Source organism: Fictibacillus barbaricus (assembly GCF_031457135.1).
Classification (GTDB): Bacteria; Bacillota; Bacilli; order Bacillales; family Fictibacillaceae; genus Fictibacillus; species Fictibacillus barbaricus_A.
The window spans coordinates 115,508-139,553 of record NZ_JAVDWA010000007.1; the positions used below are offsets into that span (position 1 = coordinate 115,508).

Here is a 24,046-nt window from a genome sequence, read left to right on the forward strand (position 1 = left end):
TGAGGATGAAATATTTGTAGTTTCATCTTCTTTTTTTGTGTGCAGGAATGTAAAATATTACTAAAACTTGTTTTGTTCTGAGGTGGGTTATGGAGAATCGCGATATCTCTATTAAAAGGCATTATGATATGGATTGGATTCGTGTATTAGCTACGTTAGGAGTGTTTCTTTACCACTGTTCAATGTTTGTTAATCCATTTCCTTGGCATGTAAAAAATAATGAACTGGATTCTGGCGGTATTCTCGTGTTCTCGCTTTTTGTGGGGGCTTGGATGATGCCGATTTTCTTTGCAGTTTCTGGTGTAAGTGTTTCTTATGCTTTGGAAAAAAGGAGTGTGTCAGCGTATCTGAAAGAACGGCTCATAAGGTTAGGGGTACCGCTGGTGTTTGGCGTATTCGTATTGACTCCTCCACAGATTTATATGGAACGACTGGCTAACAACCAATTTAACGGTTCGTATTTTGATTTTTTTCCTCATTTTTTTGATGGGGTCTATTTAGACTTTGGAGGGACAGGGAATTTTGCTTTTTTTGGTTTACATCTATGGTATTTGCTCGTGCTGTTAGTCTTCTCTTTTGTTACTGTTCCATTGTTTAAATTTGTACCTAAAAGGAATAAATTTGGAGTTTTACATATTATTCTGCTGCCTTTCTTTCTTTTTGCAATGGGATTTATTAAGACACAAGGTTTAGGCGGCTGGGACTTATTGTTTTATTTGCTTATTTTTATTTTTGGCTATTACTTCATTTCAAGTGAAGCTTTTAAACAAACGTTTAAATCTACTTTTAGATTTAACTTTATTCTGGCTGCAGCTACATCTATTATTTATATCGTTTGGTTTATAAAGGCATACCCTCAGCCGGGGTCATCACAAGAGGTGATATTCTATGCTGTGCGCACTATAAATTGCTGGAGTTTGTTATTATGTATCTTCTATCTGGCGGATAAATATTTATCATTTAAAAACGGATTTCTTAATTACGCGAGTGAAGCTTCATTGCCGTTTTATATCCTTCATCAGCCGATTATTTTGAGCTTAGGGTTTATGATTCGTAATTTGGAATGGCCGATTTCATTAAAGCTGCTTTTTCTAATACCCGTTTCATTTTTAATCATCATGCTCTGCTATCATTTTGTGATTCGAAAGTTTAGTATATTAAGATTTTTATTTGGAATGAAAGTAAAAAAGATACACTTAGAAAAAGAAGTGGTACAGCCGGCTTTGTAACAAAGGTATTGAACAAAAATAATAACTCTCCAAAACAAGCTGAAGCTGATAAGTAGTTAAAGAATTTTGCGGATTGCCTTTTAACTCTTTATAATTCAAATCAACAGAAGGAAGAGGTGATCAGGATGAGACTGGATCATACAGGAATCGCTGTTCGACGGATAGATGAAGCGATTGAATTTTATACAAATGTATTAGGCGGGAAACTGACTGAACGATATACGAGTGAAAAGCCTGGTGTCGAGACGCACATTGCGGTAATTGAATTGGAGAACCAAGTAATTGAACTGCTTGAGCCAACAAGCAGAACATCACCAGTTGAGCGGTTCATTCGTCAAAAAGGGAAGGGCGTGCATCATCTGGCTTACGAAGTGGACGATCTTCTTGAAACGATTAAAGATTTCGAGAGCAAAGGTTTTACCTTTTTAAAAGATACGTATCGAACAAATCCGTATGGCAGAAGGTTAATATACATGAACCCGATTCACTCACAAGGGCAGATCATTGAACTATGTGATTATCCGGAAAAAAAAGAATAGGAAATATGAAAATCAGGAGGACACATAGTCTCTCCTGATTGTTTTTGTTTGGGAACTGTATGTAACCCTCCATACGTGAGATTATTTATTCCGCTTTTCCATTACCTTCCTGCTTTCATTACCTGCCTATTTTTTATACAATAAATTATAAGAATATTCTGTCAAAGGGTGAGGGCATGAAGTGGACGACTAATCTGAAACAGTTTCCGTATCCGTTCAAAGGTTCAACTTATCGTTATTCGAATAACTCTATACCGATGGAGAACCCTGTCAGTATTGAGATTACTCCAAATTACAAGGAAGAGATGCAGTTAAAAAGGGAGTTGTTACATCACCATTCTGAACGTTGTTATCAATCACTTCCACATACACTTACAGGGCAATGGGAGATCGTTGATTTGGTGATGAATCATCTTGTTACTGCTTATCCCCAATTTTTTTCTTTGCAAAAATCCGATAACGAGTGGACCTTCCATAATAAATTATTAGATGAAACGCAATCTTTTACCTTTGGTGACAGCACTACTTTACCAGTAGAACCGCTGCATTTTATTAGTCTCCATGTCCAAGAGGATTTGATTTACATGATGCAGCGTGATGGAGATCTTTATCTAGACGCGGGACAGCTTTGTTTTCCGGCAAACTGGTCGCTCACTTTTAATTTAGGTATGGCATTTAAAAGCATCCACCATCCGATTCCCGGTTTTAAGGAAGAAGGGTTGGATAAGAGAATTCTGCAGTTCCTCATGAGACTGGAAGCAGGTAACCCATGGGAAAGGAAAAATTGGTCGCTTATGGCTGGTGATCGCCTTGATACATCCATTGAAACGTTTGTCGAGTGGGGCAAGCTGAGGAAACAAGTAACAAAAGAGAATGTAGGAGAACTCGTCCACTTAAGAGTAGAAGTACAAAAATTGTTCCGTTTGCCCCGAACGAACAGCATACTATTTACGATCCATACTCATCTTTTATCCTTAGAAAAATTAACGTCGAATCCTGAGTGGCTGCAGCAGTTTTACAACATTTTATCTGAGCTTCCTCCTCAAATCTATGACTATAAAGGCATCTCTTTATACCGTGATGCTGTTTTGGCCTATCTAAGTGAGCGATTGGAAAGTGAGAAAGTTCGATGACACATGATGCTGTTTTTATAGAAAATAAAAGGAAGTATTTATTTTGTGCCGATCAGCATGGGATGAAGCTGCTAAGTGATGTAATGGAGCAGTCTAGTGAAAAAGAGTTCTTTCGATTTGAAGAAGAGCCGGACTGGACGTCGTTTACTAGCTTTTTAGAAAAGCAAAAAATAGGTTCGTATCTGTATGTATCTCTACCGAAAAGTGAAATTTATCAAGCAAGGGTGCTCGCTGAGAAGTTGGGTTTTTCAGAAGAAACTGCACAGTTTATTGGATATGGTGAAAACGTGGTTCGAGTTTTTTGCAGTCGTTGTCATAGTATAAACAAAACGGTAGAGGAGCAACGAGAAATCTTGTGCCAGCAGTGTGTTTTGGAGCTTTCGATTTCGGATCACTATTCAAAAAAGCACAATGCTTATTTGGGATATGCAGCCAAACTGTAGGGTGGGGTGCTAACTGTTGTATAAAGAAAAAACAATACCAGTCTATATAAAAAATATCGAAGAAGTAACAAAATATGTAAAAAGATTTACACTTGCTTCGATTGAGGGAAAACAACTTCCAAGGTTTAGCGGGGGTTCACACATCTCTACATATTTAGAAACGGCCAAAGGTTTGTTAGTAAGAACTTATTCTTTAACAAGCCATCCCGATGTAACAAGTCATTATCAAATCGCCGTTCGGCTAAATGATCAATCAAAGGGAGGGTCGTTGTACTGGCATAACAATATAAAGGCAGGAGATAAAATTCAGATCAGCTACCCCAAAAATCAATTTCCATTGAGTTTTAAAGCAAAGCATCATGTTTTTTACGCCGCCGGAATTGGAATCACACCTTTTTTATCCATGATGAAAGAACTGAAGGACAAAGGTTCTTCATTTGAACTTCATTATGCCTCTAAGAATTTGGAATTCTGTGCATTTTATGAGGATTTAAATAAGCACTACCCACATCAATGCCGCTGTTATTTTTCTAACCAAAACAAGAGAATACAAACTAGGTCATTAGAAAATCATCATGTTGGAACCCATGTTTATTTCTGTGGGCCGGAAGCTTTTATTAACGAGTTCACCAGTGCAGCCTATCGAGTGGGTTTTCACGAGTCAGCCGTTCACTTTGAGCGTTTTCATCCGCCACAGCCTAAGAATGCAGCTCCTTTCCAAGTACAATTGAAAGACGGGACTTTAATACAAGTAAAGAAGGACGAAACGCTCTTACAAGCATTGCAAAATCAAGGGATCGAAGCACCATATTCCTGTCAGGCAGGCAGATGCGGAACTTGTGAACTTTCTGTAAAAGAAGGTGAAATCGATCATTACGATTCTTTTTTAAGTGAAGAACAAAGAAACGCACAGGATCGTATCTTAACATGTGTTTCAAGGGGGAAATCAAGTAAACTAGTTATTGAGATTTAATGATTACGAAGACAGCCTTTTAGCTGGTGAAATCTTTTTCTTGTTGATAAATGTTAGCGTTTGAGCTAAACCTTTTTAGAAAAGATTAATCAGGTGTATAATTTACAATAGAAAATTAAAAGTTTAAGTCTGACTGAGACGTTCGTTTCAGCAGACTTTTCTTATTTCAGATGATAAGGAGTTTTCTTTTTGAAACACCGAATACTTATTGTGTATTTAGTTGCAATCGCAGCTTTTCTTGGACCATTTTCACAGACAATCTATGTTCCTATTATTCCAGAAGTAACAAAGGAACTTCATACGAGTCCATTCTTAGTCAATGTATCGATTTCGATCTATACGGTTTTCCTAGCTTTGATGCAGATGGTGTATGGACCGCTTACTGATTCAATAGGACGTAGAAAGGTGATGCTGACAGGACTGCTTATTTATTTAGCAGCAACGATTGGCTGTTACTTTTCAGAATCCATCGAATTTCTATTAATCTTCCGTTCCTTGCAAGCGGTTGGAATAGCAGCAGGATCTGTTGTAGCCGTAACCGTAATCGGTGATTTATTTGAAGGGAAGGATCGCATCCAGCCAATGGGGACTTTTCAGATGATGGTTTCACTCGGTCCAGTTGTGGGTCCAGTAGCTGGCGGTTTTTTGAGTGGTTCTTTTGATTTTCATATGGTTTTCGTTGCTTTATTGTGTGTTGGACTTATTGTACTGGCAGGGAATTACTTTTATTTAAAAGAAACGAAACCTGACTCGCAACAAAAGCAAAATTTTAGTTTCTCAGATTTTATTAAGATCTTGCAAAACCGAGTTGGGTTTTCGGTTATTGGTCTTGGGTTCATCCAATATTATGGCTTATATAACTTTTTAGTGTTTCTGCCGGGGATTATGAGCGATCGTTATCATTTATCTGTTGAGCAGAAGGGCCTTGTGTTCCTTCCATTATCGCTGGGTATTGTAGCAGGAAGCATAATAGGAGGAAGATTTCGGCGCTTTGACGAACGAAAAGTAGTTGTCTACACGACATTCTTAAATTCAGCAGCCTTATTATTCTTTAATTTGGTGTCGCATGTTTCACTTTCATGGCTTATCGTATCGATTAGTTTATTCGGTCTATTTTTAGGGACATCTCTTCCTGTACAAACCGCATTGCTTACTCAGCAGTTTCAAGCGAATCGCGCGACAGCAATCGGAGCTTACAATTTCTTTCGTTATATGGGGATGGCAGTCGGTCCGATGTTAGGCAGCATACTGTTTCATTTAGGAAGCTATAACCTTTTATACGGATTTATTGATGTGGCGTTTTTAATTTTCGGTATCGTTATGACTAGAACTTTATTAAACAAGAAAAGATCATTCCAAGGTTAATGGAATGATCTTTTTATTCAGGAAGTGCTGAACATTGAAGAGTTATCATTCTTCTTGTAAGCTTATGTTACTATGAGTTGGACAAGGTGGGATACGGGATGTACCTTACAGTAAAGGAAACGGCTGAATATTTATCGATGCCTGAAGAATTAATTGAACGCTTAATTTTGGAGAAAAAGATTCGTGCTCTCTATGATGGTACGCAGCATTTAATCAATAAAGACCAGTTCGATACACATCTGGAACAAATGGAAAAATACAAGGAACTAATCGAAGAATATTTAAGTGAACCGATTCCAGAAGATTGGGATGCAAAAGACGAAGATTAATCGTTTGTAAAAATTGTAAAACAACTTTGGTGGATATATGATAAAACATAATAGGTTCTAATTAGAATTGGCAAATTTAGGAGAGTGTAAAAATGCATAGAGACAAAGAACTGCACGCATTCTTAATAGATAAGACATGGCAAATGACGGAAGAGTGGTATGCTTCTATCGATAAAAGCAAAGCAACTGGGGTCTATGCTTCTACTGATCCTAAAACGATTGCCACTCTGAAAAAACAGAATCACGATTTTCATCTGCATTTTTGTGAGGTTTTCGTTACCGAGGAATCGAAGTTTTTAAAAGACTTTGAGAAGTGGGTTACCATGATCGCACAGGACGATGAACATTTAAATACGCCAGTGACCGTTATTATGGCTGAGTTTTTTAAGGTTCAAAGACAATATCTTGGTTTCGTAAGAGAGTTTGTTTATCTTCATGAAGGTGAATATTCACAAACAACAATTGATGCATGGAACGAAATCATTATCAATACATTCAATAAAATCGTTACGTGGTTTGTGGAGGAAAATCAAAAAGTAGCCACTCAAAGATTAGAAGCTCAACAAGAGATGATTAATGAATTAAGTATGCCTGTTATTGCACTGAATAAGCAGATGGGGCTTCTGCCTCTAATTGGAGAAATTGACACGACCCGGGCACGTTTTATCGTGGAGAATACGCTGCAGCATTGTATTGATAAGGATATCTCACATTTATTAATAGATTTATCAGGTGTTCTTATCATTGATACGATGGTCGCTCAGCAAATTTTTCAGTTAGTTGAAACATTGAGTTTGATCGGCGTAAAATCAACGCTTTCCGGTATCAGACCAGAGATCGCAATGACGGCAGTACAGCTAGGACTTTCATTTGAAAGTATCACGATAAAATCAAACTTAGCACAAGCCATTAGTGAAGGAAGTCAATAAAATCAATGATGTGGACCGACATCAAAAGGATGCTTGTAGAAGCTATTCTTTGATGCCGGTTTTTTTGTGGGATATTAATAATAATAAACGTACAGCTTTGTTTGTTGTGATTTAATCTGGCCATTTTAAAAGGAAAATCCATTCACATATCAAATAATCATATCATTATGAAATATATGGTAAATTTAGTGTATCAGTGTAGTGTGAGGGGGAGAAAGATGACCAGTAAGGAAAACTTGATTGCTGATGCATTAAAATGGATTGGCTGGGCATGGTTAGCAATAGGTCTTTTATTAGGAATGATTCATTTTACTGCTGAATTGCCAGGAGATCCTGCGAAAAATCATCAAGGTCTAATTGCTTTTGCTTACGCTGCTGGCGGGGTTATGTGGTGTGCCATCTTTTTAGGATTTTCTGAAGTGGTTGGCTTATTGCAAGGTATATATAATCAAGGGGAAAGAAAAAGAATGCCGTCTTCCGCTTTAAAGCAAAAAGTAAAAGAGAAAACTCCTTATGAAATAGTTAATGAACCTCCTTATGACTATGAAAAAGAGATTAAAAATTATTATTTTACACATAATAGATTTGTAGATTCCATTGAACGCACTGTAATTGAAGATATATTTAAAGTTAAGATTAAAGGAGAGGTCGAATATATTGAACTTGGCGGATTTAAGCCAGTAGTTTTATCAGAAGAAGCATATAACAAATTGCTAGAGTAACAGGAGGTCTTTGCCTCAGTGAAGTTTAAAACGTTTGTTTTTATGGCTATATTGTTTGTATTGTTATATTGGATCATTGATGAAATGCGGAGGAAGAATGTGCCGATGCCAACAGAGGTGAATCCGATTGTAGCAGAGAAACGGGATCAACTCATTCAAAGAGCTGCACAAAAAGGAATTAATATTGTGATTACGGATGACTTCCGGTCTGCAGAAGAGCAAGATAAACTGTATGCCAGGGGGCGGACTGATAAAGGTACGATTGTGACACATGTGGAAGGCGGGGAATCGTATCATAATTATGGGCTTGCGATTGACTTTGCGCTTCTTTTAAAAGATGGAACCGTTGTGTGGGATTTAAAGCGTGATGATAATAAAAACGGAAAATCTGATTGGATGGAAGTAGTAACAATCGGTAAGGAATTAGGATTTGAATGGGGTGGAGATTGGTATGGTTTTAAAGATTATCCCCACCTTGAGATGGATTTTGGTTTAAGTATACGTGAACTCCAATATGGAGAGCGGCCGCCTGTAAACGAATAGGAGAAAGATTATGAAACGGATAAAGGTTATCTTGTTAATTTGTATTGGTATTCTGTTAATTGTGACTGCCTATTTTCGTATGGATCAAAAATTTGCAGCACCTTCTCATGGTAAAATTCAAGTCGGATACAATGTTGATGATGAAAGTGCAAAGATAAATGATCAAAGAGACACTCTAACAAGAAAGAAACCTTTCCATGTCGGTGTTTATTATTCGAAAATGGCAAAAAAAGATACTTCTGCAAAAATTGAGATTATGGATATCAAGAATCAGAACGTGGTTTTTGAAAGACGGTGGCAAGACACATATGGCAATACCGGCAAGATAACGAAAGTCAATCCGAAAAACTGGAAAGCAGGCAATTATAGAATCCAGCTGTACCGAAAAGACAAGCTGGTTACATCAAGAGTCATAAAAATAAAGTGAAATCCATACAAACAAAAAAGAATCCCACGCCGGGATTCTTTTTTTGTTATTCTACAGTTTAAACGAACTCTTCAATGATACGATTTCGTTAAACACGATCTTGTCTTCTGTTGTATGCTTAGGGTCTACGTTGAAGTAGCCATGGCGGAAGAATTGGAACTTGTCTTGCGGTTTCGCATCCTTCATGTTGGCTTCAATAAATCCTTGTTTTACAACCAATGAATCTTTGTTCACATAATCCAAAAATGTTTTGCCTTCGCTGTCATCTTCGTTTTCCATATCCGCATCCATAATAAGCGGCTCATACATACGGAATTCAGCAGGGACTGCTTGAGTTGCTTCTACCCAATGAAGCGTTCCTTTTACTTTACGTCCCGTAAATCCAGTTCCTGATTTTGTTTCTACGTCATACGTACAATGTAGTTCAACGACATTGCCGTTTTCGTCTTTTATAAAATCTTCACACTTAATGAAGTACGCGTGTTTTAAGCGGACTTCGTTTCCAGGGAAGAGGCGGAAGTACTTTTTCGGAGGATCCTCCATAAAGTCTTCACGCTCGATATAAATTTCACGAGAGAACGGAATTTGACGTGAACCCATTTCTTCGTTTTCAGGATTGATTTCTGCATCCAGCATTTCAACCTGGCCTTCAGGATAGTTCGTGATCACAACTTTTAACGGATCAACAATTCCCATTGTACGAGGTGCTTTAACTTTTAAGTCTTCACGAATAAAATGCTCAAGCATGGCTGTGTCGGCATTACCAGAACCTTTAGAAACACCCACTGCTTTTACAAATTCTACGATCGATTCAGGTGTATAGCCTTTGCGGCGTAATCCTGAGATCGTCGGCATACGAGGATCGTCCCATCCGTCCACATATCCTTCTTCTACTAGCTGCCTTAACTTACGCTTACTCATAACCGTGTTGATCAGACCTAAACGGCCGAATTCGATTTGCTGCGGCTGGCTCTCCATCTCACATTCAGAAACAACCCAGTTATAAAGTGGGCGCTGGTCTTCAAACTCAGTGGTGCAAAGCGAGTGTGTTACACCTTCGATTGCGTCCTCTAGCGGGTGAGCGAACGCATACATCGGATAAATGCACCAAGTGTCGCCTGTGTTGTGGTGAGTCGCATGAGAGACACGGTAAATAACCGGATCACGCAAGTTAATGTTAGGTGAGCTCATATCGATTTTTGCACGAAGTACTTTTTGTCCGTTTTCGAATTCGCCTTTACGCATGCGGTCAAATAGATCTAAGTTTTCTTCAACAGAACGACTGCGGTATGGACTTTCTTTACCTGGTTCTGTTAACGTTCCGCGATATTCACGAATTTCGTCAGCGTTTAAGTCATCCACGTAGGCTTTTCCTTTTTTGATTAAAAGAACAGCGCGTGTGTACATTTCTTCAAAGTAATCAGAAGCAAAACGAAGGTTCTCCCACTCGTACCCGAGCCACTCAACATCTTGTTTAATAGAATCAACGTACTCTTGATCTTCTTTTAATGGGTTAGTATCATCAAAACGAAGGTTCGTTTCGCCGCCAAACTCATCTGCAAGTCCGAAGTTAATTACGATTGATTTTGCATGTCCAATATGAAGATATCCGTTTGGTTCTGGGGGGAAGCGCGTAACGATTTTCTTATGTTTTCCGGAATCCAGATCACCTTGGATGATTGTTTTAATAAAATTAGAATTACTATTCTCCATCCCGTATCAAGCCTTTCCTTATATGTAAACTAAAGTATACTTTACATTATAACAAAAATAATTTTCAACTAAACGTATATATTTAAATGCCCTCCCTTTTTTAAATACATTCGGGGTATTTTTTTACACCTCTTCATTGATAAATTGATTGGAGAGCAAGGTAGCGAGACTCCTGCGGGATCAGTGGGACAGGAGAGACCACTCAAGGCGCGTAGCGGCGAGGGGGCTCACCGCACACCCCGCGGAAAGCGAGCAACCTGGAGAGGAAATCAATCACGTACAAGAACAACAAAGATTACGAAAACAGTATTTTTTATGAAGTAAAATGAATATATTATTTAATTTAGAAACGGTGGGATCAGACATGAATGTTATTGACTTGCATTGTGATGCATTATTGAAGCTATGGGAAACAAAGGGAGACCTGCGTTATGCGGATGCGCCTGAGTTGGCTACAAATAAAGAACGGCTTCAAAAGGGGAAAGTGAAGGTACAATTTTTTGCTATTTTCATAGAGCCGTTTATTCCATATGATCAAAAGTTTCAGGCCGCACTGGAACAGGTGGACTATTTTTATCGTGAAGTTCTGGGGGAAAATCCAGAGATGAAACATTTAAAAGATTGGTCTGATTTTGACACGCTGAAAGATGGAGAAATTGGGGCAATGCTGACGTTAGAAGGTGTGGATGCGATTGGTGATGATGTTTCGAAGCTTAATATTCTTCATCACTTAGGTGTTCGATTGATCGGGCTCACTTGGAATCATGCGAATCTGGCTGCCGATGGAGCACAAGAACCGCGCGGAGCAGGACTGACTTTGTTCGGGAAAGAAGTTGTTCGATTTAATAACCAGCATAAAATTTTAACCGATGTCTCTCATTTGTGTGACAGAGCGTTTTGGGACGTAATGGACATAGCTAAATATCCTTTGGCAAGTCATTCTAATTCACGTGTTTTATGTGAGCATCCGAGAAACTTAACAGATGAGATGGCAAAAGAAATGTTCCAAAAAGGCGGAGTAGTCCACGTTGTTTATAATCCTCCTTTCACAACTGGTGGAGTTTCATCAACCATTTCAGACTTGATTAAACATATCGATCATTTTTGCGGCTTAGGCGGTGTGAAACAAATTGGTTTAGGGTCGGATTTTGACGGGATCTCTAATCTTATTGTTGATCTTGAGGATGCATCAAAAACTCAGAATTTAATTAATGAACTGTTAAAGCATTATTCAGAAGAAGAGGTTAAGGGGTTTGCTTCTCAAAACTTCTTAAACTATCTGCCTAGATAAGCCGTCTTCTTCGCATACTTTGTTGTTCTTGTAAGTGGATGATTTCCGCTACAGGATGCTCGCTTTCCGCGGGGCGTGCGGTGAGCCCGCCGTCGCAATGCGACAGTGAACGGTCTCACCTGTCACACTGATCCCGCAGGAGTCTCGCACCTTGCACTCCAATCAACTTTTCAATGATGAGAATGGACAATAAAAGCCAATAGGAACAAGTTTTAAGAAAAGAGCCAAAAAATTTTATAACGATTTAATAAGCATTTGCCCTATTGTGCAAATGCTTATTTTTAGTGAAGAGAGTTCTTCTTTTATTAAAGGCGTGCGCATAGCTTTTAGGGAGTATGAAGTGAAAGGGGTTTGGAAATGTATTACAATCAGCCTGGCTATCCATCTATGGGGAGCGGACAGCCGCAAGCTCCTTCAAAGCCAAATCGGTTAGCCGTTACAGGGGAAGGTTCGGTTTATGCGGCTCCAGATCGTGCGATGATTACGATTGGCGTAATCACGGAGAGCCCAAACTTAAGCACCGCACAAAAGGAAAATTCGGATAAGACAGCAGCAGTAATCAACTCACTGCTGGCACTTGGTATTCCGCAAAACGATATTCAAACCACGTCGTACCGTATTGAACCACAGTACGACTATGAAAACGGGAAGCAGATTTTCAGAGGATATAAGGTGGAGCACCAGCTTCAAGTTACGATAAAAGATTTGAGTAAAACAGGTCAGGTAATCGACAAAGCGGTTGCGAGCGGAGCTAACTTTATCTCATCAATTCAGTTCACCTTCTCAAACCCTGACGCTTTTTATAATCAGGCACTGACATTAGCGATTCAAAATGCTCAGCAAAAAGCCGTTGTGATGGCTAGAGCTCTGCAAGTTACGCTAAACCCTGTACCGATTGTCGTTCAAGAACTTTCTCAAAACTTGCCGCCAAGACCGGTTCCTTTTCAAGCGATGTCTCTTGCACAAGACTCAGGCGTTCCGATTCAGCCTGGTGAAAACAAGATCACAGCCACAGTGAAGATAGAGTATACGTATGGGTAGACAGGTATAAATTGACAAGTGTGAGCGGACACGATTATACTTAACCAAATGGTTAAATATAATAACGAGAATTTGAATGATGTATTTTCTGTTTTATCAGATCCGACGAGACGGAGCATTATCGAGCAGCTGTCAAAAGGAGAAAGGAGTGTCCAGGAACTAGCGGAGCCTTTTGATATGTCACTGCCTGCCATTTCGAAACATTTAAAAGTTTTGGAGAACGCGGGTCTTGTAACGCAGCGGAAGGAAGGCCGTTACCGATATTATTCCATGAAACCTGAGTCAATGGATTGTGCCTGCGAATGGATGACTGCATTAAAACAGATATGGACGAAATTTGAGGATATGTTTGGTAAGAAACAAAAATAAAAAGTAGTAAAGTTTACGTTTGGAGTGTGAAAAATGGATTCACAGCAAGTAATCATTGATGTACAAAGCATAGTGAAGCGATACGGGGATTTCACTGCTGTTGACGGCAGTGTCTTCCAAGTACATAAAGGAGAAGTTTTCGGTGTGCTCGGTCCGAACGGTGCAGGGAAAACGACAACACTTGAGATGCTGGTCGGTCTTCGGAAACCAGATGAGGGAACGGCGATCGTTGGCGGTTTCGATATTACAAAAGAGCTGGATAAAGTAAAAGAGGTCATTGGTGTACAGCTGCAATCGACGACTCTTTTTGAATTGCTGACGGTTGAGGAAATTCTGTATCTGTATGGAAGCTTTTACCGCAGTCATGTGGCAATCCCTGAGCTGATCGATGACATGCTGTTATCGGAAAAGAGAAACAGCCGTATTAAAGGGATGTCAGGTGGACAGAAGCAGCGTCTTGCAATAGCGCTCGCTCTAGTACATGACCCGCAGATTATCTTTTTGGATGAACCGACGACAGGACTCGATCCGCAAGCCCGCCGTACGCTGTGGGATATCATTCTTCGTTTAAAAGAGCGGGGGAAAACAGTGGTTCTGACGACTCATTACATGGATGAAGCACATGTTCTCTGCGACCGAATCGCGATTATGGATCAAGGGAAATTGATCGCGCTTGATACACCTGGCGAACTCGTAAAAAATCTGCAGTCGGACAGTGCAGTAGAATTTCGTTTTGCAGAAGAAAACGTTGACGTAGATTTAGCCGAAATCGAAGGTGTTAAACAAGTTGGAAGTCAAAAGGATGTTCACGTTCTTTACACAGATGATTTGCAGAAAACACTTACTAGTTTAATTGCTTTAGCTTCTGAAAAACAGCTGAAGCTAGTAGATTTACAGACACGTACCGCAACACTTGAGGACGTGTTTATTCACATGACAGGAAGAAGGTTGCGAGAAGGATGAGAGCATACTACCAATTAACTTTAGCACAGCTGCGAATCTTCCTTCGTAACCGTCAAGTTTTGTTCTGGACACTTGCTTTTCCGATCTTTCTAATGGTTATGCTCGGTTCCTTTTTAGGAAATGGAAACGGTCTGTCATTGACAGTAGCTGTAGTGGATCATGATGGAACGGAACAATCGAAGGACCTTGTAAGCGAGCTTAAGAAAAACAAAGCCATCTCAATCGAAAAAAATGCAGATGAGAAAAATGCGTTAAATACCCTGAAAAAAGGTGACACTCAATTAGTCGTGGTCATTCCTGATGGATACGATCAGAATGTGAATGCTGGGGCGAGTGCACAGCCGTTTAAACTGCCAGTCTATTACAACGAAACAAACCTAACGATGTCACAGGTCGGCCTGCAGCTCGTTAACAATGCGGTAGATACAATTAGTAAAAAACAAGTAGATTACAAGCCAGTTGTCGTAACAGATTCAAAAGGGGTCGAAACACTTAATTTAAGATACATTGACTTCTTAGTACCAGGAATCGTTGCGATGATGATCATGAGCAACAACATGAACGGTGTTGCCGGTCAGATTTCAGCATGGCGTGAACGCGGTATTTTACGAAGAATGCAAGGAACAACACTAAAAGCATCCACTTTTATCGCAGCACAGATTACAGCTCGATTCTTACTGAACGGGTTGCAGGCGATGATTGTTCTTGGTGTCGCTTGGCTTGTGTTTGGGGTAGAAGTTCGCGGGTCATGGCTTACGCTGATTACGTTCGTATCACTCGGAACACTTGCGTTTATGGCAATTGGTTTTATTATCGCGGGTATTGCGAAAACTCCTGAAAGTGCGTCTCCGATAGCTGGTTTCTTAAGCTTTCCGATGCTGTTTTTAGGCGGTGTGTTTTTCCCGATTAAGAACATGCCTGATTTTTTACAGCCGATTGTAAAGATTTTGCCGATCGCCCATTTGAGTCATGCGCTGCGTGAAACGATGAACGTCGGAGCTTCCTTTATGAGTCTCGGAACAGAAGCGCTGATTCTAGGCTGCTGGCTCGTCGGGGCATTTATTATTGCAAGCTTTGTATTTAAATGGGAGTAAGTTAAAGAGGAAAGAGGAGAAAAAATGAACGAACAAAATTTTAAGAATCATGCACGCATGCATCCGCTTTATCACTATGTATTGTCACTGTTAGTGGTTGGGGGATTGGTCGCAAGTATCGTATATCTGGTTAACACGGATGATAAGTTCTTAGGTGTTCTGCTAGTTGTGATTTCGCTTACTTTTGCGGTTATATTCGCTTTATTGCGTATGTATCCTTTAAAAGCGCAGGACCGCGCGATTCGTGCAGAAGAGAACCTCCGTTATTACGTCTTAACAGGAAAGCTGCTTAATGCGAAATTAACACCAAGCCAAATCGTAGCGTTGCGTTTTGCGCCAGACGAAGAGTTTGTAGCGCTTGCAGATCGAGCGGCATTAGAAAACATGGCGCCGAAAGAAATTAAACAAGCGATTAACAACTGGAAAGCAGATCATTTTAGGATCTAATGGCAGCAAATCTTCCCAAATGGTTAAATGAAGACCTGAATGGTGCATAATCGTGCACTTTTCAGGTCTTTTTAATGGAGTCATGGACTGAGCGTAGTAACGCCTTTAGTGAAATGACAATAATCCACCGAGTTTTGGCGTTAATCCACCGAGACTTGCCCATAATCCACCGAGTTTACTCTTTATACTCCCGAACCGACATAGAACGACAAATATTTCATGTTCTCACTTCAGCCTGCTTTTCCATAAATATAAAAATCGTTTCTTCTCTATCTAATTTTTTTTCTGAAAAACCCTTATAACCTAGTCTTTCATAAAAGGTGATATTTTTAATACTTTTGCTTCCGGTAAATAATTCATAGCGTACATGCTCATATTTTCTTTCGATCTCATTCATCAGTTTTTTTCCGATACCTTTATTCTGGTAATCTGGGTGTACCATCAATTTTCCTATGTAACATGTTCCGTCCTTTTCATATGCCTTTACTGAGCCAACAATCATTCCATTATCCACACATTTTAAGATAAAGTTGGTTTCAAAAGCTTTTTCTATATCTTGAACGGTTTGTTTTAAAGGCTCTATCTCATAATTACCATAAAGTTCAGCTTCAGATAAGTAAGCAAGCTTTTGCAGGGAAAGAATTTCTGAAGCATCTGACACTTCAGCTTTTAATATACGCTCCATATCGATTGCTCCTCTTTTTTTTAAGGCTCTTTTCTAAAAGATTGTTGCTTTTTAATTTATTGTCTTTTTGACAAAGCGGATGCGGTTTAATCTGCCCCACAGAAAGGGAGCTACCTGAAACGAAAATCAACTACTTTCAAAGCAACAATGAATACGAAAACAGCCTTTTTAAAATAAACTGCTGTAATTTATATTCTTCAAAAAAGAAAATGCACCTCCTATATGGAAATTGTACGTATTAAAACCGAATTAAATAATAAATTCTTTTTTTTGAAACTTATTCCATCGGCAGCTGCTCTAATGGTTGAAAGGGGGCAAGGCATTGATTGATATAAAACTAGTTAAACAAGCGATTAAAGGAAACGAAGAAGCATTTGAACAACTGATAAAATCAGAGAGCGATAAATTGTACAAGACGGCTTATTTATATGTTCGGAACAAGGAAGATGCACTAGATGTCCTTCAGGAAACAGTCTGTAAAGCTTTTGTCGGCATCCATAAATTAAGAGAACCACAATATTTTAGTACGTGGCTGATAAAGATATTAATCCGGTCGGCATTTCAGCTGCTTCACAAAAATAAAAAATTGGTGTTAACAGGTGATGCTTTCATTCAGCAGCTTACCGAAAGCACTCCGCAACATACAGGTGAAGATTTGGATCTTACAAATGCCATTTCAGATCTGAATGAAACCTATCAGACGGTTATTATCTTATTTTATTTTCATGATCTATCTATAAAAGCGATTGCTGAAAGCATGCAAGCCCCAGAAGGAACAATAAAAACAAACTTGCATAGAGCGAGACAAGAGCTTAAGAAGTTATTGGAAGGAGCGGGCACATATGGACAAAAAACAGTTTGATAATCATGATCTGCCAAGAACTGAAATAATGGAAGCAATATATAAAGGCATGAACGAAGGCAGAGAAATAAGACGTAAAAATAAACGAAAAACCAGAACGAAACTGTCTGCGTGGGTAACGGGAACAGCTGCATCTGTAGTGCTCGCTTCAGGGTTTGTTATTTCACCAGTAAATACAGTGTTAGCAGAAGTGCCTTTAATCGGAAAATTATATGAACAACTAAACTTTGAAATTGGAAAAGAGATTGCAGCAAGTAATCTCGTAACGGAGATTAATCAAAAAGCCACAAGTAATGGTGTAGATGTTACGGTAACGAGTGCTTTTTATGATGGCAATATTATCGGTGTAACAATAAAAGCAGTGGGTAAAGATCTTTCCTTAAAAGATATGGATAAGGAGCATAGTCCGGAATCGGGTTATGCAATTGGCGGAAGTGATAAGGAGCAGCTTGCAGGAAGTAGAGGGAAGCTCGAAAAGTTAAAGGACGGCAGTTATGCAGCGGGATTGGAATTTGAAATGCGTGATGGCAAACTGCCAAAAAATTATACTTTGCCTTTAACCTTTACTCAAATGGCAAACAAAGAGGGAACTTGGAAATTTGATATTCCCGTAACACAGCTTCCTGTGAGAACGGTGAAATTGGATGAAAGAGTTTCCACTGAAGATCTTGCCCATACGATTGAAATGAAATCCTTAACCATTGGAAAAGCTACCGCAACATTAGAATACACGTCAGTTCATCCTGTAGATGGCATTAACGAAGGCATTAACATGAAAGTGCTGGATGATCAAGGGAGAATCGTATCGGAAAGAAGTCACAGTTTCGCGAACGTTACTGAAAATCAAACTTCAATCATAAAACAGAACGTGTTGCAGCTAGGGAAAATAAACCAAGATACCAACTATTTAATGGTTTATCCTGAGGTTGACAGGAAAGCGATTGATATAACAGAGCCATTAAATCAAAAAGTCCCTTTTGAAGCAGCCAGTTTACATTCTGACTTTAAGATCATTGTAAAAAAGATAGTTAAGAAAGATAATCGTCTGATGATTGATTATGAAATTGTGAATGTAAAACGATCAAAAGTAAAAGAAGGTTGGTATAAGCAATTTGCTGAGGGTATTCACCTTATTAGAACTTCCAACATTATTAAAAGTGATGATGAACAGTCTCAATATAATGTTTTAATCAGTCCAGGATCTTTGATTACGACGAATACGAGCAAGAAGTTAGACCAAGAAAAAATCAGCTTTCAAACAACCTTTAATCTAGATTCAGTAGAAAATATGAATATCAATGATTATTCCTTAAAGCTCCCGTTCGGCGTTCTTAGCAAAGAGGAAAGAATTAAACTTTCACCAATCCAATTGACAATAAAATAATATTGGATGACACAAAAAAACGCATGGAAAAAGCCAATGCGTTTTTTCTTTTGGCTCTTTTATAAAAGATTGTTGCTACAAAGAGGTTTTGAAGTTCTTCATTGTAAATTTGATTGAAGAGGAAGGTGCGAGACTCCTGCGGGACAGGCTGGCAGGTGAGACACTTATACGTGAAACGTACGAATGTGGCTCATCGTCTGCCCCGCGGAAAGCGAGCAGCCTGGAACGGAAATCAACAACTTCCAAAAGCAACAATGAATACGAAAACAGCTTTTCTTTTTTATTTACTTTCTTTTTTAGGAAGACAGCTGAAAAAGGATAATAGCATAATCATCACTTCAGAAGCTAATACAAACAATAGCAAAGTTCCAGATCCATCTCCGACCCAAGAACCTTTATTAATAAGGAGGAAAATGGCCATAATCAGTAATACAACATTACTTCTCCAGAAGAAGGACACCCCTCTTTTAAACGAAAAAGGCTCTGGAGTATTCTTTTTCCGACTATTTGCTTTTGATGTCATTTTTTTCGGTTTAGAGGCTGGTTTAGAAACAGTGGTCACTTGACCAAAAAATTCATAGATGGTGTCTTCGATTTTTTGAAAGTAATCGGAAACTGGAACGGGAACGAAGTATACTTTGTCATCGTTCACTTCTTCATATTCCAAATGCCATACCATATCATCACCAGGTACGGAGAACGCTACATGATCTATTATATTTTTTCCGTCCATATGCTCTGTTTCAGCAAAAGTGATCGGATTAAATAATTTTCCGTTCTTGTTAAAAGCATCTATGAATGCTTTGAATGCAGGGTTTTCATTTTCGTTATTGAGCATAAGATCAATTTCCTCTTTTTCGAGCTCATGCAAGGAATTATAGACATCTTCTGAAACTTGAATAGGCTCTATTTCACTAAGATCTCTAGTAGAAGCAGGATTTAATTGATAAAATCGGGCTAGTTCTTCCTTATAGCCCTTTCGGTGGTCTCCATATGTGAAAGTATGTTCTTCACCATCAACAAACTGCCGAAGTGAGAAGCTTTGATCGATTTGATGAAAAAATAGTTCTTGTCCCGGTCGTATGCAGTGGATAACCTTCTTGGATTGTCCGACAGCATGCATCAAATTTTCTAGATCTTTTGAAAGATTGGTCTCTGTCCGAGCATGCCAAAAACCTTTTCCTCGTAAGGATTGTTCAGTTTCTTCGGCGAAGATAGTTATTTCTTTCTTCTTTTTAGAGACTAGTTTTTTTTCTGAGATTAATTGGTAGACAAAGCTGTTATATCCGCAAACTGACATAGCACAAGCCAGTTCTTTCGAAGTCAATGTAATGGTATCCGTATAGTTCATTGCAGTTCTCCTTATAATTAATTGATAACGTGGAGTTTATAGTTTGATTGCGGATGTCATCTTAAAATAAGAATCAAGAGTCTCTTGAAGCTTAGATACATATAGACTGTTAGGAACAGGGACTATAAAAATCTTATCTTGATTCACTTGTTCATAATCGAGATGCCATACGAAACCATCGGAAGGCAGTAAAAAAACAACTTGGTCAACTGTGGTTTCGTCTTTTACATAATTAGAGTTTAAAAAAGAAATGTTGTCTAATCTTAGTTCGTTTCGTTTAAAGTCTTTCAGGAATGTTCGTAATGAAAGGTTAAGTTTCTCATCACTGATCATTGAATGAAGCACAGCCTCATCCAGCGTATGGAACTCATTAAATACTTCTTCGGATATTTCTATCGTTTGCAGTTCATCAAGTAAGCTTGCATTTTCGTCTTTCAATCCAAGCTGATTCTTTATGATAGGTTGATAGCCTTCTGAATGGGGATAGAAGGTAAAAGAATGTGATTGGTCAGCACTCTGCTGTATGAGAGAATATTTGTTGTTTATCAGATGAATAATCAAAATGTGATTGTCGTTTACAAACCGAACCTTACTGCTGGAATGTACGAGAAGGTGCATCATGTTTTCTAATCCCGAAGCGATGTTTGTTTCTCTTTTATCATCCCAATACCCTCGCTGCTTAAGCATTTGTTCAGATTGCTGAACAAATCGTTCGAACTGTTCTTCATTTTCAATAAGATTATGGTCGTTCAGAATCTGACTTGCTGCCTGATCGAAGCCGCATAATGCAAGAACAGACACTAATTCGTTCGTAGTAAGAGAAATAGGCTGCGATTGATTCAATCTACTAACCTCCAATAAAAATAGATTAAGATCCATTATAAATTTGCATGATCAGTAGCCATAGTATGGTTAGAAAAGCAAAATAAATAAGTGAAAATAATTTGTTAATCAAAAAAGGCAATCTATTTAAGGCTAATTGGGCAAAATGATTTAAACCAAAGAAAGCTAGTGTCATGTATTTGTAGAATAAGGAGAATAGAGTTTCTTTCTCTGTATAGTAATTATAATTAAATACTCCAATTACTAAGCGTTGTAAAAAGATAGACACAAAAGCAGAGATAATATTGGTCAATACTAAAAGAAATAATATAGAAGAAGGAAATGGGATGTCTATTCCAACAAAAATTAATGAAAGCAGCGAACAAAATAGGATAGTTAATAAAATACTGGCAGGTTTTGAGTTCATAGCCATTCCTTTCATGATGAATTTCATTTTATTATTAGGTTTACAATAGCATATTAAAGGGAGGGCTGGTAACAGGATTATCTAAACCATCCCGAGACAAAATCTCCTGCATCTGATAAGGCATCTTTTACCGTATCAGCAGTGTCTGAAATGGCTTTTGAAACGTCTTCCTCAACCCATTTCCCAGCTTCCTCGCCCCAGCCTTTAACGGTATCTTCAACCGCCCATGAACCTGCAATACCGATTCCTGCACCAATCGCTCCACCAATAACAGTACCTACACCTGGACAAATCATCGTTCCAATCGCAGCTCCGCCAGCAGTTAAACCTGCAACTCCAACATCCATACCAATTCCTGCAGCAAATCTTCCTGTTTTCTCGTAATTGGATTTGTATTTGTTTTCATCACTGAAGAACTCTCCTGAGTTTGTTCCAACCGAAAAAGCAATACCAACAATAGGGATTCTTTTGCCTACGACAGCTAACCCTTTTACCGTTTTAAATTGATCGACAGTTTTAGTTATATCTACCGTCGCTTTATAAGCTTTTAGTTCATTTTTTGACAAAACAAATAAACCTTTGTGTTCACTTACAATCTTTCCAAAACTGATTCGAGTAGTTCCTTTTTCTAAGCCAATAAGCTCTCTAAGAACGCCACTGGGTTTGTTGTTATAAGTGCCAAGAAATTTTGAAATGGGATTACCTGAAGTTTTATCTCCTTTTTGAAGAAGTCTATAAATATTTTCAGCGACCTTGGATTCGTATTTTTTGTTGCTGCCTTTGATCCATTTCGGTGAAGCTTTCACAATGAAATTTCCATTGCCGTCTTTTGAAAGTTCAAGCATCTTAGTTGAAAGGATCGTAACCGCGAGGGCACCCTTCGTTACATCAAGCGCCCCAGTCCCTTTACCGAGAGTATCGAGCCATCCAGCAATATCACCCATAAAGGTAGAATCGCCTTGTTCTACAGATAGTGCTATCGCGTCATCAATCATGTTTTGTATCGTATCTGAAGACATGAAATATTCTTCTATTTCTGATACGGTTTGTTCTGATAAAAAGACTCCGCCGGTTGACCAGCCTTTTACTTTTCCAATAAATTGTTTAATGTTAGCTAAATCTGCTGCGTTTTCATTCAGTTGGGCTGTGCTGTTATCATCGATTTCGTTTAGCTTTTCAATCATTTTTTGATTATTGTTTTTCACTTCATTTATTTTGGAGATTAAGTGCACTGGACTGATGGATGTAGTACTGACCAGATGACTGACCTCTGAAAGAATAGAATTCATGGTTTCTACTGAATCTTCGGTGAATCGTCTTAGCTTTTCCAGTCCTTGATATACATCCTTCACGATAAATTCTACTGTTATCAGTCCATTTTCAGCCTCGAAGCCTGTGATCTTACTTTTAATATTTTTAAGTTCAGTTATATACTGATCCAAAAACTGATTGAGCAAAAGGGTAATTGGGATATGCAGTACTGTGAAATGTTCTTTGATTGCATTGCCGCCTTCTCCTTTAAGTCCATGGTCAAGTTCAATGATTCTATTCAAGCTGTTTCGAATCGCTAGGATCTGTTCTTTTTCTTTTTCTTTTTTATGAATGGATTGATTAATTTCTTGGAGTATTTCCGAAACCTTCAAAACCTTCATCTCTTAAATCTCCTTCATCATTTCATCATTTTCGAAACACGCTGATCGGTATGAAATATGGATTCAATGCTTTCCCAAGCATCTTGTTCGATATTAGTCAGAATTTCTTTGTATGTTTTTAATGTTTCATAGTAAGATTTTTCAATTTCCTCTATTTTATCGGTGAGGCTAAGCTTTGAAGAGGAGAAGTGACAATTCGGATTGTCTGTATTTAATGCTTGTATTTTATTTCGAAGATCGTTAAAAGCAGGCTCAACCTCACTTTTCATTACTTTAATTTCAGACACAAAGTTTCACCTCTTTTTTTAATTGGGCTCTTTTCTGAAAGATTAGGGCACTTTCGTAAAGAACCTTCATTGAAAAGTTGATTGTAGTGCAAGGTGCGAGACTCCTGGGGGATTAGTGGGACAGGTGAGACTCCTGAAAGTGCGAAGCGCTTAGGAGGCTCACCGCACACCCCTCGGAAAGCGAGCATCCTGAAACGGAAATTAACCACTTTCAAGAGCAGCAAAGTTTGCGCAAGAAGCCATTATTTTAGATTAGAAAGCTGAAATTTTTTTGATGATATTGTACTTGAAAGTGTTCCATTCGCACTTTCCAATGCATTTATTTTTGATGTAATATCGTGCAGCTGCTGATCTACTAAATCACTCATGTGTGACATTTCTTGTTCCATCTCATTTCGCTCCCGGTTGAAGCGCTCTGCATTCTTCCCGTTCCAGACGGAAGAGTCTAATTCAGGCTGATGAATCAATCTTTTGTTCGCTATAAAATCTTCTTGTTCATTTGAAAGCTGTGCGTGGCACTTTTGCAATAAGTGAATCTTCTCTTGATTTTCTCTTATTTGATAAGAAAGGTTAGAGATATCAGAATTGATGGACATGATCATATCCTGAGTAGCCTTCATAAAATCACCTCATGTGAAACTAAATAAAGTGGGTACTGAACCATTTTATACATAAACTTCCTCAATAAATAATTGCCCTATAGTCCCGAATTTACATTTATTGGTCAACGCAGCAGACTTAATGATTATTACCCTGACTTTATGGAAAAATAAACCTTAAATTGGCAATTAAATAACCTTTTTGTGATCTATCCCATAGTAAAAAAGAAGCGCAAGGAATGAAAAGGAAATGCTTAGGGAGGACTATATTCATAGTTAAATAGATTCAAAATAATGGATTTTCGTTTTTGATATTGAAACAACATGGTAAATTGTGTAACTATTGGTTGGAAAATGACGATTGTAAAAAAACTTATTTTTCCAAAATTTGTAGTTTAGTAATTTCCATTTTAGGGCAAATATAGGT

At 38.5% G+C, this 24,046-nt stretch carries 26 protein-coding genes; 19 read left to right on the forward strand and 7 right to left on the reverse strand.

Features of this window, described 5'->3' with window-relative positions:
• Positions 1 to 89 precede the first annotated feature (89 nt).
• The 11 genes from J2X07_RS16670 to J2X07_RS16720 all read left to right on the forward strand — a co-directional run bounded on the left by J2X07_RS16670 (position 90) and on the right by J2X07_RS16720 (position 8,632).
• On the forward strand, positions 90 to 1,229 hold the full coding sequence (locus tag J2X07_RS16670) for an acyltransferase family protein (RefSeq protein ID WP_310261279.1): 1,140 nt from the start codon (positions 90 to 92) through the stop codon (positions 1,227 to 1,229).
• A gap of 125 nt (positions 1,230 to 1,354) precedes the next feature.
• A complete protein-coding gene (locus tag J2X07_RS16675; RefSeq protein ID WP_310261282.1) occupies positions 1,355 to 1,768 on the forward strand; it encodes a VOC family protein in 414 nt (137 codons plus the stop codon).
• 176 nt (positions 1,769 to 1,944) lie between these two features.
• Positions 1,945 to 2,901, forward strand: a complete 957-nt coding sequence (locus J2X07_RS16680) for a heme-dependent oxidative N-demethylase family protein (protein ID WP_310261286.1) — start codon at positions 1,945 to 1,947, stop codon at positions 2,899 to 2,901.
• Complete coding sequence (locus tag J2X07_RS16685; RefSeq protein WP_310261290.1) at positions 2,898 to 3,344, forward strand: dimethylamine monooxygenase subunit DmmA family protein; 447 nt, start codon at positions 2,898 to 2,900, stop codon at positions 3,342 to 3,344. Before J2X07_RS16680 ends, J2X07_RS16685 begins: the two co-directional genes overlap by 4 nt.
• Before the next feature lie 16 nt (positions 3,345 to 3,360).
• Positions 3,361 to 4,317, forward strand: a complete 957-nt coding sequence (locus J2X07_RS16690) for a PDR/VanB family oxidoreductase (protein WP_310261292.1) — start codon at positions 3,361 to 3,363, stop codon at positions 4,315 to 4,317.
• Between the two features lie 189 nt (positions 4,318 to 4,506).
• Complete coding sequence (locus J2X07_RS16695; RefSeq protein ID WP_310261293.1) at positions 4,507 to 5,682, forward strand: MFS transporter; 1,176 nt, start codon at positions 4,507 to 4,509, stop codon at positions 5,680 to 5,682.
• Between the two features lie 98 nt (positions 5,683 to 5,780).
• Positions 5,781 to 6,011 (forward strand): excisionase family DNA-binding protein, encoded by a 231-nt coding sequence (locus tag J2X07_RS16700; protein WP_310261295.1) that lies wholly within the window; start codon positions 5,781 to 5,783, stop codon positions 6,009 to 6,011.
• 92 nt (positions 6,012 to 6,103) lie between these two features.
• A complete protein-coding gene (locus tag J2X07_RS16705) occupies positions 6,104 to 6,940 on the forward strand; it encodes an STAS domain-containing protein (protein WP_310261298.1) in 837 nt (278 codons plus the stop codon).
• Positions 6,941 to 7,158: 218 nt separating this feature from the next.
• Positions 7,159 to 7,662, forward strand: a complete 504-nt coding sequence (locus J2X07_RS16710; protein WP_310261300.1) for a hypothetical protein — start codon at positions 7,159 to 7,161, stop codon at positions 7,660 to 7,662.
• Positions 7,663 to 7,680: 18 nt separating this feature from the next.
• Positions 7,681 to 8,205, forward strand: coding sequence for a M15 family metallopeptidase (locus J2X07_RS16715; protein WP_396194487.1), 525 nt, complete (start codon positions 7,681 to 7,683; stop codon positions 8,203 to 8,205).
• A gap of 10 nt (positions 8,206 to 8,215) precedes the next feature.
• Positions 8,216 to 8,632 (forward strand): hypothetical protein, encoded by a 417-nt coding sequence (locus tag J2X07_RS16720; protein ID WP_310261302.1) that lies wholly within the window; start codon positions 8,216 to 8,218, stop codon positions 8,630 to 8,632.
• Positions 8,633 to 8,683: 51 nt separating this feature from the next.
• On the opposite strand, the gene J2X07_RS16725 is transcribed toward J2X07_RS16720, so the two are convergent.
• Complete coding sequence (locus J2X07_RS16725) at positions 8,684 to 10,345, reverse strand: glutamine--tRNA ligase/YqeY domain fusion protein (RefSeq protein WP_310261304.1); 1,662 nt, start codon at positions 10,343 to 10,345, stop codon at positions 8,684 to 8,686.
• Positions 10,346 to 10,709: 364 nt separating this feature from the next.
• On the opposite strand from J2X07_RS16725, the gene J2X07_RS16730 reads away from it, so the two are divergent.
• The 6 genes from J2X07_RS16730 to J2X07_RS16755 all read left to right on the forward strand — a co-directional run bounded on the left by J2X07_RS16730 (position 10,710) and on the right by J2X07_RS16755 (position 15,550).
• Complete coding sequence (locus J2X07_RS16730) at positions 10,710 to 11,636, forward strand: dipeptidase (RefSeq protein WP_310261306.1); 927 nt, start codon at positions 10,710 to 10,712, stop codon at positions 11,634 to 11,636.
• A 357-nt stretch (positions 11,637 to 11,993) separates the two neighbouring features.
• Positions 11,994 to 12,677 (forward strand): SIMPL domain-containing protein, encoded by a 684-nt coding sequence (locus tag J2X07_RS16735; RefSeq protein WP_310261308.1) that lies wholly within the window; start codon positions 11,994 to 11,996, stop codon positions 12,675 to 12,677.
• Positions 12,678 to 12,725: 48 nt separating this feature from the next.
• Complete coding sequence (locus J2X07_RS16740; RefSeq protein ID WP_310261310.1) at positions 12,726 to 13,046, forward strand: ArsR/SmtB family transcription factor; 321 nt, start codon at positions 12,726 to 12,728, stop codon at positions 13,044 to 13,046.
• Between the two features lie 33 nt (positions 13,047 to 13,079).
• Positions 13,080 to 14,009 carry an ABC transporter ATP-binding protein gene (locus J2X07_RS16745; RefSeq protein ID WP_310261312.1) on the forward strand — a complete coding sequence of 310 codons (930 nt, stop codon included), beginning with the start codon at positions 13,080 to 13,082 and terminating at the stop codon, positions 14,007 to 14,009.
• Positions 14,006 to 15,103, forward strand: a complete 1,098-nt coding sequence (locus J2X07_RS16750; RefSeq protein ID WP_310261314.1) for an ABC transporter permease — start codon at positions 14,006 to 14,008, stop codon at positions 15,101 to 15,103. The genes J2X07_RS16745 and J2X07_RS16750 overlap by 4 nt, the downstream gene beginning before the upstream one ends.
• Positions 15,104 to 15,127: 24 nt before the next feature.
• A complete protein-coding gene (locus J2X07_RS16755; protein WP_310261316.1) occupies positions 15,128 to 15,550 on the forward strand; it encodes a DUF6526 family protein in 423 nt (140 codons plus the stop codon).
• A 217-nt stretch (positions 15,551 to 15,767) separates the two neighbouring features.
• On the opposite strand, the gene J2X07_RS16760 is transcribed toward J2X07_RS16755, so the two are convergent.
• Positions 15,768 to 16,235 (reverse strand): GNAT family N-acetyltransferase, encoded by a 468-nt coding sequence (locus J2X07_RS16760; RefSeq protein ID WP_310261318.1) that lies wholly within the window; start codon positions 16,233 to 16,235, stop codon positions 15,768 to 15,770.
• A gap of 322 nt (positions 16,236 to 16,557) precedes the next feature.
• On the opposite strand from J2X07_RS16760, the gene J2X07_RS16765 reads away from it, so the two are divergent.
• Both J2X07_RS16765 and J2X07_RS16770 read left to right on the forward strand, forming a co-directional pair.
• Positions 16,558 to 17,097, forward strand: coding sequence for a sigma-70 family RNA polymerase sigma factor (locus J2X07_RS16765; protein WP_310261320.1), 540 nt, complete (start codon positions 16,558 to 16,560; stop codon positions 17,095 to 17,097).
• Positions 17,078 to 18,481, forward strand: coding sequence for a DUF4179 domain-containing protein (locus J2X07_RS16770; RefSeq protein WP_310261322.1), 1,404 nt, complete (start codon positions 17,078 to 17,080; stop codon positions 18,479 to 18,481). The genes J2X07_RS16765 and J2X07_RS16770 overlap by 20 nt, the downstream gene beginning before the upstream one ends.
• A 280-nt stretch (positions 18,482 to 18,761) precedes the next feature.
• Here the strand turns inward: J2X07_RS16770 and J2X07_RS16775 are convergent, their stop codons facing one another.
• From J2X07_RS16775 to J2X07_RS16795, 5 genes are all read right to left on the reverse strand, one after another.
• On the reverse strand, positions 18,762 to 19,832 hold the full coding sequence (locus J2X07_RS16775; protein ID WP_310261324.1) for a hypothetical protein: 1,071 nt from the start codon (positions 19,830 to 19,832) through the stop codon (positions 18,762 to 18,764).
• Positions 19,833 to 19,868: 36 nt separating this feature from the next.
• Entirely contained in the window at positions 19,869 to 20,675 is an 807-nt protein-coding gene (locus tag J2X07_RS16780; protein WP_310261326.1) for a hypothetical protein, read from the reverse strand.
• A 483-nt stretch (positions 20,676 to 21,158) separates the two neighbouring features.
• Positions 21,159 to 22,733 (reverse strand): LXG domain-containing protein, encoded by a 1,575-nt coding sequence (locus J2X07_RS16785; protein WP_310261328.1) that lies wholly within the window; start codon positions 22,731 to 22,733, stop codon positions 21,159 to 21,161.
• 17 nt (positions 22,734 to 22,750) lie between these two features.
• Entirely contained in the window at positions 22,751 to 23,020 is a 270-nt protein-coding gene (locus tag J2X07_RS16790) for a YwqI/YxiC family protein (RefSeq protein ID WP_310261331.1), read from the reverse strand.
• Between the two features lie 242 nt (positions 23,021 to 23,262).
• Complete coding sequence (locus tag J2X07_RS16795; RefSeq protein ID WP_310261333.1) at positions 23,263 to 23,640, reverse strand: YwqH-like family protein; 378 nt, start codon at positions 23,638 to 23,640, stop codon at positions 23,263 to 23,265.
• Positions 23,641 to 24,046 lie beyond the last annotated feature (406 nt).

What these genes read in the sequence shown, in the direction of transcription:
- J2X07_RS16755 (WP_310261316.1), top strand. Translation starts at nt 15,128, where the DNA reads ATGAACGAACAAAATTTTAAGAATCATGCACGCATGCATCCGCTTTAT.
- J2X07_RS16785 (WP_310261328.1), bottom strand. Translation starts at nt 22,733, where the DNA reads ATGAAGGTTTTGAAGGTTTCGGAAATACTCCAAGAAATTAATCAATCC.
- J2X07_RS16710 (WP_310261300.1), top strand. Translation starts at nt 7,159, where the DNA reads ATGACCAGTAAGGAAAACTTGATTGCTGATGCATTAAAATGGATTGGC.
- J2X07_RS16760 (WP_310261318.1), bottom strand. Translation starts at nt 16,235, where the DNA reads ATGGAGCGTATATTAAAAGCTGAAGTGTCAGATGCTTCAGAAATTCTT.
- J2X07_RS16745 (WP_310261312.1), top strand. Translation starts at nt 13,080, where the DNA reads ATGGATTCACAGCAAGTAATCATTGATGTACAAAGCATAGTGAAGCGA.
- J2X07_RS16750 (WP_310261314.1), top strand. Translation starts at nt 14,006, where the DNA reads ATGAGAGCATACTACCAATTAACTTTAGCACAGCTGCGAATCTTCCTT.
- J2X07_RS16680 (WP_310261286.1), top strand. Translation starts at nt 1,945, where the DNA reads ATGAAGTGGACGACTAATCTGAAACAGTTTCCGTATCCGTTCAAAGGT.
- J2X07_RS16700 (WP_310261295.1), top strand. Translation starts at nt 5,781, where the DNA reads ATGTACCTTACAGTAAAGGAAACGGCTGAATATTTATCGATGCCTGAA.
- J2X07_RS16670 (WP_310261279.1), top strand. Translation starts at nt 90, where the DNA reads ATGGAGAATCGCGATATCTCTATTAAAAGGCATTATGATATGGATTGG.
- J2X07_RS16720 (WP_310261302.1), top strand. Translation starts at nt 8,216, where the DNA reads ATGAAACGGATAAAGGTTATCTTGTTAATTTGTATTGGTATTCTGTTA.
- J2X07_RS16770 (WP_310261322.1), top strand. Translation starts at nt 17,078, where the DNA reads ATGGACAAAAAACAGTTTGATAATCATGATCTGCCAAGAACTGAAATA.
- J2X07_RS16740 (WP_310261310.1), top strand. Translation starts at nt 12,726, where the DNA reads ATGGTTAAATATAATAACGAGAATTTGAATGATGTATTTTCTGTTTTA.
- J2X07_RS16725 (WP_310261304.1), bottom strand. Translation starts at nt 10,345, where the DNA reads ATGGAGAATAGTAATTCTAATTTTATTAAAACAATCATCCAAGGTGAT.
- J2X07_RS16735 (WP_310261308.1), top strand. Translation starts at nt 11,994, where the DNA reads ATGTATTACAATCAGCCTGGCTATCCATCTATGGGGAGCGGACAGCCG.
- J2X07_RS16705 (WP_310261298.1), top strand. Translation starts at nt 6,104, where the DNA reads ATGCATAGAGACAAAGAACTGCACGCATTCTTAATAGATAAGACATGG.
- J2X07_RS16675 (WP_310261282.1), top strand. Translation starts at nt 1,355, where the DNA reads ATGAGACTGGATCATACAGGAATCGCTGTTCGACGGATAGATGAAGCG.
- J2X07_RS16685 (WP_310261290.1), top strand. Translation starts at nt 2,898, where the DNA reads ATGACACATGATGCTGTTTTTATAGAAAATAAAAGGAAGTATTTATTT.
- J2X07_RS16795 (WP_310261333.1), bottom strand. Translation starts at nt 23,640, where the DNA reads ATGAAGGCTACTCAGGATATGATCATGTCCATCAATTCTGATATCTCT.
- J2X07_RS16775 (WP_310261324.1), bottom strand. Translation starts at nt 19,832, where the DNA reads ATGAACTATACGGATACCATTACATTGACTTCGAAAGAACTGGCTTGT.
- J2X07_RS16730 (WP_310261306.1), top strand. Translation starts at nt 10,710, where the DNA reads ATGAATGTTATTGACTTGCATTGTGATGCATTATTGAAGCTATGGGAA.